This is a genomic window from Gluconobacter sp. P1D12_c (genome assembly GCF_018812105.1).
GTDB lineage: Bacteria > Pseudomonadota > Alphaproteobacteria > Acetobacterales > Acetobacteraceae > Gluconobacter > Gluconobacter oxydans_A.
Genome location: NZ_JACSIQ010000003.1, coordinates 159,623 through 172,798, shown reverse-complemented (window position 1 = coordinate 172,798; position 13,176 = coordinate 159,623). Strand labels below are relative to the sequence as shown.

The window sequence follows — 13,176 nt, the reverse complement described above, 5'->3', positions numbered from 1 at the left end:
TTGAACCGTAAAGCGAGCAGCAGAGACGCCAATTAAGCGGCGCCCTGCTCAAGTTCGACATTCAGACCGAGCGACTTCAGTTCCTTGATCAGAACGTTGAAGCTCTCAGGAATACCGGCCTCGAAGTCATCCTGCTCACGCACGATCGCCTCATAAACCTTGGTACGGCCGGACACGTCATCCGACTTCACCGTCAGCATTTCCTGCAGCGTATATGCTGCGCCATACGCCTCAAGTGCCCACACTTCCATCTCACCGAAGCGCTGACCACCGAACTGCGCCTTACCACCCAGCGGCTGCTGCGTAACAAGCGAGTAAGGACCGATCGAACGTGCATGGATCTTGTCGTCGACAAGGTGATGCAGCTTCAGCATGTAGATGTAGCCAACTGTCGTCTTACGCTCGAACAGCTCGCCTGTACGACCATCGATCAGCTGGGACTGGCCAGACTTATCAACGCCAGCCTTCTCCAGCATGTTTTCGATATCAGGGATGGAAGCCCCATCGAAAACAGGGGTAGCAATTGGCAGCCCCTTGCGGAGGTTATTGGCCAGCTCAACAAGTTGCTCGTTAGGAAGCGTTGCCACATCCGTCTCGAACACTTCGTCGCCGTAGACATCACGCAGGCGATCAAGCAGTTCCTGCTTACGCTCGCCAGAGCGCTGATACTCGTCGACCATTTCCCCGATGCTTGCGCCAATATTGGCACATGCCCAGCCCAGATGGGTTTCAAGGATCTGACCGATGTTCATACGAGACGGCACACCCAGCGGGTTCAGAACGATATCAACCGCCTGACCGTTCTCCAGGAACGGCATGTCCTCGACTGGCACAACGCGGGAGACAACACCCTTGTTACCATGACGACCGGCCATCTTATCGCCAGGCTGAAGCTTACGCTTCACAGCAACGAAGACCTTGACCATCTTCATCACGCCAGGCGGCAGTTCATCACCACGCTGAAGCTTCTCGACCTTGTTCTCAAAGCGAGAGTTAATGAGGCGAACAGCTTCGTCGAACTCTGAACGCAGGGTCTCAAGCTCGGCGGTGACTTCATCCGAAGCAACCGTGACGTTCCGCCATGCAGCGCGAGGATGCTCATCAAGCACCTCTACTGTGATCGGCGTTCCTGCACGGATCCCCTTGAAGCCTGCTCCTGCCACTTCACCAACCAGACGCTCTCGCAGACGGTTGTGGAAGCTACGCTCCTGAATGGAACGCTCGTCATCACGGTCCTTCGTCAGACGCTCGATTTCGGCGCGTTCGATGGCCATGGCACGCTCGTCCTTGTCCACGCCGCGGCGCGAGAAGACACGAACATCAACGATCGTTCCGGTCGTTCCAGGTGGAAGCTTTAGAGACGTATCACGAACGTCAGAAGCCTTTTCACCAAAGATGGCCCGCAGAAGCTTCTCTTCTGGCGTCATCGGGCTTTCGCCCTTTGGCGTCACCTTACCAACAAGAATGTCACCTGGATTAACCTCTGCACCGACATAAACAATGCCAGCTTCGTCAAGGTTACGAAGAGCTTCTTCGCCGACATTAGGAATATCGCGCGTAATTTCTTCCTGACCCAGCTTCGTATCACGCGCCATGACTTCGAATTCCTCGATATGAATCGAGGTGAACACGTCATCACGAGCAATACGCTCAGAAATCAGGATGGAGTCTTCGAAGTTGTAACCGTTCCAAGGCATGAACGCGACGAGCACGTTACGACCCAGAGCCAGTTCACCCAGTTCCGTGGACGGACCATCAGCAATGATGTCGCCAGCATGAACCGTATCACCAACCTTCACCAGCGGGCGCTGGTTGATGCAGGTCGACTGGTTCGAACGCATGTACTTGCGAAGGCGATAGATATCGACGCCCTGAGTTGCACCGGCATCGTCGGTCGCGCGGACAACGATACGAGCACCATCGATCTGGTCGATAATACCGTCACGCTTGGCGACGATTGTCGCACCAGAGTCACGCGCAACAGCCGCTTCCATGCCCGTACCAACCAGTGGGGCATCAGCCTTCACCAGCGGAACGGCCTGACGCTGCATGTTCGCACCCATCAGGGCGCGGTTCGCGTCATCGTTCTCAAGGAACGGAATGAGAGCTGCGGCAACGGACACAAGCTGCTTCGGTGAGACGTCGCAAGCCGTAACCTGCTCAGGCGGAACAACGCGGAAGTCACCAGACTTACGAACCGAGACCAGTTCGTCCGTCAGATGGCCGTCGGCGCTCTGCTTCGCATCGGCCTGAGCAACAACAAGCTTCTCTTCTTCCATGGCGGAAAGATATTTCCAGCCATCCTGAAGAATACCGTCCTTTACAAGACGATACGGTGTCTCAATGAAACCGTACTTGTTAACCTTAGCATAGGTCGAAAGCGAATTGATCAGACCAATGTTCGGGCCTTCAGGCGTTTCAATTGGGCAGATACGACCATAATGCGTCGGATGGACGTCACGAACTTCGAAGCCTGCGCGCTCACGGGTCAGACCGCCCGGGCCAAGCGCCGAGAGACGACGCTTGTGCGTCACTTCGGAAAGCGGGTTCGTCTGATCCATGAACTGGCTCAGCTGCGACGACCCGAAGAACTCACGTACGGCCGCAGCCGCAGGCTTGGCGTTAATCAGATCATGCGGCATGACCGTGTCGATGTCGACAGAGCCCATACGTTCACGGATGGCACGCTCCATACGAAGCAAGCCAACGCGATACTGGTTTTCCATCAGTTCGCCCACAGAACGAACACGACGGTTACCAAGGTTATCGATATCGTCGATCTGGCCACGACCATCCTTCAGATCGCACATGATCTTGATGGTGCGCAGGATATCTTCCTTGCGCAAAACGCGCAGGGTATCCGGAGCGTCTACATCAAGACGCATGTTCATCTTGACACGACCAACAGACGAAAGGTCGTAGCGATCCTGGTCAAAGAACAGACCGCGGAACATCGCTTCAGCGGTTTCCTTGGTCGGCGGCTCGCCCGGACGCATGATACGATAGATATCGATCAGTGCTTCGTCACGGCTCGTGTTCTTGTCAACTGAGAGCGTGTTGCGGATCCAGGGACCGTGCGAACCGTCGATAGAAAGCGTTGGAAGCTCTGCAATTCCCAGCTCTTCAAGTGCTGCAAGACGGTCTTCCGTCAGCTCTTCACCCGCTTCACCGTAAATTTCGCCAGTGTTCTCGTTAACGAGATCATGGGCAAGGTAGCAACCAAGAACGTCGAGACGCCCAACCTGGACCACACGGGTCTTTTCAGCAATCTTGCGAACCATGCGCGCCGTCAGCTTGGCGTCAGCCTCTGCGACCACTTCACCGGTATCAGCGTCAACCAGTGGGCTCAGCAGCTTCTGGCCACGGAACGCATCAGGTTCAAACGGACGTGCCCAACCGTCACCCATACGAGTGAACGTGACCATGTCGTAGAAGTAGGACAGGATTTCATCCTGATCCATACCCCGGATGTCGAGACCTTCGACATCACCGCCCTCTGCAATCTTCTCTTCGCGCTGGGCGATATAGTTCGCGCCCTCAAGAGCATAAAGCAGCGTCGTGACGGGAAGCTTACGCTTGCGATCGATGCGGACGTAAATCAGGTCCTTTGCATCGAATTCGAAGTCCAGCCATGAACCACGATACGGAATCACACGGGCAGCAAAAAGATACTTGCCCGAAGAATGCGTCTTGCCCTTATCATGATCGAAGAAGACGCCCGGGCTACGATGCATCTGAGAAACGATGACACGCTCGGTACCATTGATAATAAAGGTGCCATTATTGGTCATGAGCGGCATGTCGCCCATATAGACCGGCTGTTCCTTCAGATCATGAATGGAGCGTGAACCTGTGTCTTCATCGATATCCCAAGTCGTAAGACGGAGGATAACCTTCAGCGGAGCTGCAAATGTCAGACCGCGCTGAATGCACTCTTCAACGTCATACTTCGGCTCTTCGAACTCGTAAGACACGAAGTCCAGACGACCGCGACCAGCAAAGTCATTGATTGGAAAAACCGAACGGAAGACTTCCTGCAGACCGGAGTTCTGACGGCTGTCAGGACTCACGTTCATTTGCAGGAACGCTTCGTAGGACGCGCGCTGCACATCGATCAGATTGGGCATCGGCGCAATTTCGGGAATGCGCCCGAAGCTTTTGCGGATCCTCTTGCGTCCCGTGAACGATTTGGTGATCGCGTTCATCTATCTTGCCCTCTGCACCAGACCTTCGAGTCGCCCGGGATTTCATTGTCAGACGAACGCCTGACACGACACGGACGACCGGAACGACCGGCTTTCAGTAATTTCAATACGTAGCGAGCCGCGTATTATACTCTTATTTCCACCAACGGCAAATCGGGCGGGAACCGCATGCGATCCCCGCCCTATCCGTCTGCTTTCGCAGAGGCCGCCCCCTCAGAGAGGAAACGACCCGATCAAGTTGATTACTTGATTTCGACCTTGGCGCCGTTGTCTTCCAGGGTCTTCTTGATCTTCTCGGCTTCGTCCTTGGACGCGCCTTCCTTGACGGTCTTCGGTGCGCCTTCCACCAGGTCCTTAGCTTCCTTCAGACCCAGACCCGTGATGCCACGGATTTCCTTAATCACGTTGATCTTCTTGTCGCCAGCAGCGGCCAGAACAACAGTGAACTCGGTCTGCTCTTCAGCAGGAGCTGCTGCAGCAGCCGGGCCAGCAGCAACAGCCACTGGAGCAGCAGCGGAAACGCCCCACTTCTCTTCGAGAAGCTTGGAAAGCTCAGCAGCTTCGAGAACGGTAAGAGCGGATAGCTCTTCAACAATCTTTGCCAGATCGGCCATGGTCTTATCCTACGTGATGCACTGTTTGATTGGGTTCAAATCTACGCCGCAGCGTTGATTTTACTCTTAGGCGGCTTCGCCGGTCTTGGCATAGGCGCCGAAGACGCGAGCAAGCTGGCCTGCCGGAGCCTGAACAACACCTGCGATACGCGTAGCGGGGGTCTGAATCATACCCACCAGCTTCGCACGCAGTTCGTCCAGAGACGGCAGCTCGGCAAGTGTCTTGATTCCAGCGACGTCAAGCGTCTGGGAACCAAGGGAGCCACCGAGCACTACAAGCTTGTCATTCGTCTTGGCGAACTCGACGATCACCTTTGCAACTGCAACCGGGTCTTCAGACCAAGCCAGGGCCGTTGGCCCCTTGAGCAGCGGCGCGATGCCGTCGAATTGGGTCCCATCCAGAGCGCGGCTGGCCAGCCGGTTCTTCGCAACCTTATATGTCGCACCTGCCGCACGAATGCGTCGACGCAGCTCCGTCACATCGGCAACCGTCAGACCCTTGTTCTGGGTGACGACAACCATGGACGTGCTGTTGAACACATCGGCGAGGAACTCGACAAAGGCCCGCTTTTCCGTACGGTCCAAAACCTGTCTCCTCGTCAGTCCGGAACGATCCGGACCAAGTTACCCATGGGATACCCCCGTTTCCGGAAAATATCCCGCTCGCCTGTCCACAGAAGTGAGCGAACCCAGTGCATCCTGGCAAAGCCACTGAAACACTGGCGCCCCGCCTGACGCTCGCCACTCCATGAGAGGAGCATTTAAAGCACCAGAGGCGCTACGTGCGGTCTTGGACAGGTTTGGAAGCAATTCGCGAACGAATTACCCCTACGCCACCATGCCGAAACATGGCGTCATTCCTTGTTGAGGGCTTTCTACAGAAAGCCCTCAATTCAATCAAGCCTCGAAGGAGGACACGTCAACGCGGACGCCCGGACCCATCGTGGAAGACAGCGCTGCCTTCTTCATGTAGGTACCCTTGGCGCCAGACGGACGAGCCTTCTGAACGGCATCCACCAGAGCCTTGATGTTCTCGACCAGCTTGGCTTCATCGAAAGAAGCCTTACCAACGCCAGCGTGGATGATACCGGCTTTTTCAGCGCGATACTCAACCTGACCGGACTTGGCAGCCGTGATCGCACCCTTGACGTCCATCGTTACCGTGCCGAGACGCGGGTTCGGCATCAGGCCACGCGGACCAAGAACCTTACCGAGACGACCAACGAGAGCCATCATGTCAGGCGTTGCAATGCAGCGGTCGAAAGCGATTTCGCCAGCCTGGATCTTTTCAGCCAGGTCTTCTGCACCAACAACTTCTGCACCGGCTGCCAGAGCTTCTTCAGCCTTGGCGCCACGTGCGAACACGCCAACGCGAAGTGTCTTGCCCGTGCCGTTCGGCAGGGAGATCAGACCACGAACCATCTGATCAGCATGACGCGGATCAATGCCAAGGTTCAGGGAGATTTCGATGGTCTCATCGAACTTTGCCTTGGCGTTGCTCTTCACCAGAGCAACAGCTTCGGAAAGGGCATATGGCTTGTTGCGCTCGACAGTAGCCTGCGCAGCATTCAGACGCTTGTTCTTGGCCATGATATCAGCCCTCCACCACGTTCAGGCCCATCGACTTCGCGGAGCCTGCGAGCATACGCACGGCACCATCGAGATCATTGGCGTTCATGTCCTTGAACTTCGTTTCAGCAATCTCGCGAAGCTGAGACGTCGTCACGGAACCAACAGCCGCAGCCTTACCAACCGTCTGGCTGCCCTTGGAAATCTTGGCGGCCTTCAGAAGGAAGTACGTGTTCGGCGGGGTCTTCGTGATGAAGGAGAACGTACGGTCTGCATACGCGGTGATAACCACCGGGATCGGCATACCTGGTTCAAGCTGCTGCGTCTTCGCGTTGAACTCTTTGCAGAACTGCATGATGTTCAGGCCGCGCTGACCCAGTGCCGGACCTACCGGCGGAGACGGGTTGGCTTTACCAGCCGGGATCTGAAGCTTGATGTAGCCAACAACTTTTTTGGCCATATCCGGGACTCCCCTGTTTGTCGTTCCCGAACCGCGGTGACAACGGAGTCGGACACAGCCGCCCCCTCCCGCGTTCGAAGTGAGGCGGTCCCCTAGACTGGTTCAGCCTAGTGCGTCAACCCTCCACGAGTATTTTTCGTCCCTTTGTCGCCACTCAGATCATTATCAGCTGCAGACTCATGGGCATCAATTCCCGCCACAGGTGCCGGCTTGTGCAACCCTTCATACTGGAACGCACCAAACGGATCGATCTGCTTCACACCCGGAAGCTCACTGACATCCCATCCGCCGCCCAGAGAGCGCACAAGACGGACTGTCGCCTGTATCTGTGAAGTCTGCGTCTGAACCAGCCCAAGCCGCGCCTGAAGCGCATCCTGCTGCGCTACGAGAGCATCCAGGTAATTCGACAATCCACCTGTGTAGAGCGCCATGGTCATGCTTTGCGTCCGCAGCGCGGCCTCAACAGCTCTCTGCTGCTGGTCCTGAGCAATTTTGTATTGCCCACTTTGGGTCAGGCCGTTTTCCACGTCCTGGAATGCTGATAAAACAACACCACGGTAATCGTCCACCGAGGCTCGGTACTGAGACCAGGCCCGCTGCAATGCAGCACGCCTTAACCCACCCGTAAATGCTGGCTCCACAGCCTGAACGGCAATTTTCCAGAATGCCCGGGAAATACTGGCAAGATCAAAGCCGCCATCTTCAAAGCCACCGTCTGCACTCAGCGTAATATGCGGGTAGAAAGCTGCCCGTGACACACCGATAGCCCGTGAGGCCGCGGCCATACGCCTTTCAGCGGATGCAATATCCGGGCGCCGCTCCAACAGAGATGATGGAAGACCCGGATTCACCTTCACAACACCAAACCGCATTTTCACATCACGGACTGGCGCAATGTGGAAACCCGCAGGCGCGGTGTTCAAAAGCACTGCGATCGCATTTTCCATCACCCGGCGATCCGCAACCAGAGTGCTCTGAGCTGCCATGGCTGAAAAAAGCTGATTCTGGGCACGAGAAACGTCAAGCCCGGCGCCAATTGCACCGGCCTGACGCAGCTCCGTAATTTCTACAGCAGCCCTGAAGTAACGGATTGAGTCTTCATAAACCGCATTCTGGGCATCAAGTCCCCGCAACGCGATGTAATCGCTAGCGAGCTCCGCCTCCAGACTCAGCTTGGCTGACGCATATTCTGCGGCCGTCGCCTGAGCGAGATTTTTCTCCATCCGTGTTGAATTACGGATGGAGTCCCAAAAATCAGGCTCCCAGGTTGCTGCACCGCTATAAGCCTGATTTGACTCATACACGAGCGACGAACTGGTTCTCGGGTTGTTATACAACCGCCCGACTGAGCCCTTGTTATAGCTCATATGGGCTGCACCGGTGAGCTGCGGATAGAGCTTACTCTCCGCCTCTCGCGCAACATCCCGGGCCTGGGTAAAGGCTTCCGCTGCGGCTTGCAGGTCCGGATTGACCTGCAGCATCCGCGTTTCCATCTCGTTCAGGATCGGGTCCTTGAACATCGTCCACCAGTCACTGCGGAGTGCGTCATCCGCAGGATGGGCGTTCCCCATGACCCCCTTCCCTTCCCAGCCTTCCGGATAGAGGAATTTCTGAGGATGATACTCTGGCGCCAGATTGCAGGACGCCAGACCGATGGACAGGACACCAGCCAAAGCTGTCACCACATGACGGCGAGGCCTGGAAAAATATCCGCGCTTGCTATCAGTCAATCTCATCAACGGGATCCAGCCTCATCCGGATTGGCATCATGCGAACGCACAGATTTCTGGTCCTCTTCCTGCTGAGCCTTGGTCGGAATGTTATAGCCCGGTGTCGTTGGCACAACACGAACCTCATCCCCTTCCAGCAGATCAGCGGTCGGGTTGGCAATAAGCTGGTCATCCTTCGTCACACCACTCAGGATCTGCACAGTCGTCCCAAAATTGATGCCAACGGTCACGCTGACCAGATGGACATGTCCGTTGATAACTTTGGCAACCTGCATTCCCTGGGCCCGGAAAATGATAGCGCCCTCAGGAAGAATCAAAATGTCAGGATTGCCGGGAGCAGCGATATGAGCCGTTGCGTAAGAATTCGGCCAGAGAAGATTGTCCTCATTCCCGATCGTCAGTTCTGTCGTCACAGTTCGCGTAGACGCATTGAACGCATTTGCCGTTGCCAGGAATGTGGCGCGGAAGCGGCGCCCTGGATACTGCGGAACAGACAGATCAGCCGTAATTTTAGGCGAGATAACGCTCGCAAAATCCTGCGGGACAGAGACAAAAACGCGCATCCGATGAACATCCGCCACCGAAAACAGCTCTGAAGCTGTTCCGCGTGAGTTCACGTTTCCACCCCCTGCATTCACATAGTCACCAACGTTCACCAGACGTGACGTCACGATTCCATCGAATGGAGCGACAATTTTCTTGAAGTCTTCCAGCGCCTGAAAACGCTCGACTTCATGCTCGGCAGCTTCCAGCTCAGCTTTCTGTGCCGCCGCATTTGCAGCCTGCACGTCCACTTCCTGCCGGGAAACAGCCTGCGTCCCCTTCAGAGCAGTCCAGCGCTGAGTCGTGATAACGGCCAGATTATAGCGCGCCAGTTTGACGTTATATTGCGCCTTGGCCGCCTGGAACTGGGCATCAATGCTTGGCGTATTGATTTCAGCCAGAACATCGCCACGCTTCACATGCGCGCCGTAGTCCTTGTACCACATCTTCACATAGCCGGAGACCTGAGCGTAAATCGGCGCTTCATACCAGGCCGCCAGATTGGCAGGCAGATCAACCTGACGCGTTTTCGGCCCAGGCTGCGGAGAAATCAGTGTTACCGGCGGAATGGCCGCTTCTTCAGTCACACCGCTAAGCGAATGATAGTGCACGCCTCTTTCAACGATACCCCAGGCAGCCAGCACAATGGCAACCACCACGACACCAAGAAGAATCAGTCTGTTCCGCACGGGTGATCCACTTTCCTGTCGGTTTCCCTGAGGCGTCTGCCCCTGTTGTGTCGGGTGGGTCACGCGCGGTCTCCTTCAGGCCCAGCAGGCCGCTTGTAATGCATTAGGGCAAAGACACAGGGAACGAACAGCAACGTTGCCACTGTTGCGATGAGCAGGCCACCAATCACGGCCTTACCCAGCGGAGCGTTCGAAGAATTACTGATCGACATCGGAATCATGCCGATCATCATGGCAAGCGCTGTCATCAGAACCGGGCGGATACGCTCATATCCCGCCTCCAGAGACGCCAGCAGAACATCACCATGGTGATCCAGCCGCTCTCGCGCAAACGAGACGACAAGAATGGCATTGGCCGTAGCCGTTCCCATACACATGATCGCACCGGTCAATGCAGGCACAGACAATGGCGTGTGGGTCAGGAACAGGCTCCAGGAAATACCACCAAGCGCACCCGGCAACGCCGTGATGATCACGAACGGATCAAGCCAGGACTGAAAATTCACCACGATGATCAGGTAAACAAGAACAATGGACAGGGCGAGGCCGCCGATCAGCTGCACATAGGCATCATTCATGGTCACGGCCTGACCACGCACCACAAGGGTAGATCCATGCGGCAGATCCTTGCGCTCTCCTTCAACCACACGGTTCACCGCGCGCGACAGGGTTCCAAGGTCCGTCCCTTCTGGGGCAGCGTAAATGTCGAAGACCGGCATGATGTTGTAATGTGAGATTTCCGCAGGCGTACCGGTCTGAACCAGTTCGCTCAGAGCACCCAACATCTGCGGATTCTGGTTGGTCGGGTTACCGTCGCCCTTGTCGATTGGAACAATTTCCAGATCATTCATGGTCTGAAGATAGTTCGCAGGTGTCTGCACATCGATAAGCTGAGACGTCCCCTGAGCATTCAGGTAGTAGGTCTGCCCCACCTGCGCACTACCAGACAGCGTGACAAGAGCATTCAACGCAACGTCCCGCTGTGTAATGCCTGTTCCCAGTGCAAAGCTTCGACGGTTGTTAATCAGCAACGTTGGCTGCGTCATCGGCTGCTGAACGGATACGTCCGTGATACCCGGAATATGACGCAGCTTTTTGGCCAGATGCGTTGCAAAGGCAAAATTGTTCTGCAGATCACGGCCCGAAATCTGAACGTCAATCGGCGCTGGCAGGCCGAAGTTCAGGATCTTGGCAGTCATGTCACCCGGCTGGAACGTGAAGATTGTTCCAGGAAACGCATCTGTCAGCCCCTTACGGACTTTCTGACGATATTCCGGGATAGGGCTCTCATCATTCTTGAGCTGGATCGTGATGTCGCAATCCTGCGCACCCGTTGTCGGTGACGGCACCATGGCCTGGTTCAACTGACTGAACGGCAAGCCACAGTTATTTACGACATTCTCGACCTGACCCGGCAGGATCTCCCGCAGGCGCTTTTCTGCGAGTCCAGCGATTTTGCCTGTCTCTTCAATACGCGTGCCAACCGGTGCGCGCATATGCATCTGAAGCGTACCGGATTTGATTTCCGGGAAGAAATCCTGCCCGACGAACAACAGCAGAGCCATGGACGCCACAGCCGCCAGAAGGAACATGGCGACAAATCGGCCACGGATAGCAATCAGGCCCGACAGGATGCCTTTGTAATGCTCGCGGAAGCTCGTAAACCGGGCTTCAAAGCCTCTCTGGAACCGCCCGAAAAAGCCTGGCTTACGATGATGCCACTCCGGATCGCGGTGCATCTTCACCTGTGCCGGAAGCAGCCAGTTCGCCATTGTCGGGACGAGGGTTCGTGAGAGAATGAAGGACGCAATCATCGCGAAGATGATGGCCTCGGCCATTGGCATGAAGAGCCAGCCGGAAACACCCGTCAGCTCGAAAAGCGGCAGCCAGACGATACAGATACAGGTTGTCGATACGAATGTCGGGATGACGATCTGATTGGCTGCATCAATGATGGCGTCTTCAAGCTCTTTCCCCATCTCAAGATGGGCATCAATATTCTCAATCATGACGGTCGCGTCATCCACGAGAATACCGACAGCCAGAGCAAGACCACCCAGTGTCATGACGTTAATCGACTGCCCCGCAATACTGAGGCCGATCAACGAACAGAGCATGGCCAGCGGAATGGACGTCGCAACGATGACGGTAGAGCGCCAGGAACCAAGGAAGAGCAGAACTGTCAGACTGGTCAGGATCGCAGCGGTGATCATCTCACGCACCACGTCAAAAACCGACTCTTTCACGAAGCCTGACGCGTCCGTCAGTACGTTCAGAGTGGTGCCAGCGGGCAACGTAGCCTTGATCTGAGGCAGAAGCGCCTTCACGCCGGCGACGACAGACAGGGTCGAGGCGTCACCACTTTTCAGGATGACGATCAGAACAGCCTGCTGCCCCTTCACCAGAACAGCGTTGATCTGGGGAGGCCCTCCTCGATGCACCCACGCGACATCGCGCAGGTAGATAACGGAGTTCCCCACCTGCTTGATGGGCATTTTATTGAAGACCGAAAGATCAAGCGGGGTCGAGTTGGTCTTCACCATCCAGTCAATGGAACCGACCTTCTGATCACCTGCTGGCAGAACAATGTTCTGGCGGTTCAGCGCATTCGCAACGTCCTCAGGTGAAAGACGGTGAGCCTGAAGTTTGATCGGGTCGATATCGACCATGATGTCCGGCGCAAGACCACCATATGGATTCGGAATAGCCGCCCCCGCGACCGGCACAAGCGCCGGGCGAATCAGGTTGGACGCCATGTTGTAGATTTCCGACCCGGACATGGTCGAATTGTTGACCTGCAATGTCAGAACCGGGACGGAAGACGCATCCAGCGCGATGATCAACGGCGGTGTCGCACCGGTCGGCATCTGCTTGATGACCGTCTGGGAAACAGACGTAATCTGCGTTTGCGCAACCGCAGTATTCGTTCCGGGCTGGAAGAAGACCTTGACGATGCCACGGCCGTAGTAAGACGAACTCTCAATATGCTCAATATTACTAACAGTCGCTGTTAGCGATCTTTCGTAATAATAAACAATACGACCCGACATGTCGTCTGGCATGAGCCCAGTATAGGACCAGACAATCGCAACAATAGGGATCTTGATTGAAGGAAAAACGTCCGTCGGCGTCGAAACAATCGCCCTGACCCCAAAAATAAGGATCATGATCGAAAGAACAACGAACGTATAAGGCCGTTTGAGGGCCGTTACGACGATGGCATTCATGCGTCTGCGATGCTCCCGTTCCTGGATGATCGGAGCTGCGCGATTACGTCAGTCTTTTTCAGTCTCAACGGGCGTCCCCTTTAAATTGAGACAAGTCATACCGGACACAGGAAGTGCGACAAGCAAAATTGAATTTAAG

At 55.6% G+C, this 13,176-nt stretch carries 8 protein-coding genes; all 8 read right to left on the bottom strand.

Going from position 1 to position 13,176, the window contains the following annotated elements; translation table 11 throughout:
* Nucleotides 1-32 precede the first annotated feature (32 nt).
* Entirely contained in the window at nt 33-4,205 is a 4,173-nt protein-coding gene (gene rpoB, locus KP705_RS04620) for a DNA-directed RNA polymerase subunit beta (RefSeq protein WP_046901173.1), read from the bottom strand.
* Between the two features lie 242 nt (nt 4,206-4,447).
* Nucleotides 4,448-4,819: a 50S ribosomal protein L7/L12 gene (rplL, locus tag KP705_RS04615; RefSeq protein WP_046901172.1), complete on the bottom strand. Its 372-nt coding sequence runs from the start codon at nt 4,817-4,819 to the stop codon at nt 4,448-4,450.
* A gap of 66 nt (nt 4,820-4,885) precedes the next feature.
* Nucleotides 4,886-5,404, bottom strand: coding sequence for a 50S ribosomal protein L10 (gene rplJ / locus KP705_RS04610; RefSeq protein WP_046901171.1), 519 nt, complete (start codon nt 5,402-5,404; stop codon nt 4,886-4,888).
* Between the two features lie 312 nt (nt 5,405-5,716).
* Nucleotides 5,717-6,409: a 50S ribosomal protein L1 gene (rplA, locus tag KP705_RS04605; protein ID WP_046901170.1), complete on the bottom strand. Its 693-nt coding sequence runs from the start codon at nt 6,407-6,409 to the stop codon at nt 5,717-5,719.
* A 4-nt stretch (nt 6,410-6,413) separates the two neighbouring features.
* Nucleotides 6,414-6,848: a 50S ribosomal protein L11 gene (gene rplK / locus KP705_RS04600; RefSeq protein WP_046901169.1), complete on the bottom strand. Its 435-nt coding sequence runs from the start codon at nt 6,846-6,848 to the stop codon at nt 6,414-6,416.
* 107 nt (nt 6,849-6,955) lie between these two features.
* Complete coding sequence (locus tag KP705_RS04595) at nt 6,956-8,584, bottom strand: efflux transporter outer membrane subunit (protein ID WP_200898347.1); 1,629 nt, start codon at nt 8,582-8,584, stop codon at nt 6,956-6,958.
* Nucleotides 8,584-9,810 (bottom strand): efflux RND transporter periplasmic adaptor subunit, encoded by a 1,227-nt coding sequence (locus tag KP705_RS04590; protein WP_046901168.1) that lies wholly within the window; start codon nt 9,808-9,810, stop codon nt 8,584-8,586. Before KP705_RS04590 ends, KP705_RS04595 begins: the two co-directional genes overlap by 1 nt.
* A 59-nt stretch (nt 9,811-9,869) precedes the next feature.
* Nucleotides 9,870-13,037 (bottom strand): efflux RND transporter permease subunit, encoded by a 3,168-nt coding sequence (locus KP705_RS04585; RefSeq protein ID WP_046901167.1) that lies wholly within the window; start codon nt 13,035-13,037, stop codon nt 9,870-9,872.
* Nucleotides 13,038-13,176: the final 139 nt, after the last annotated feature.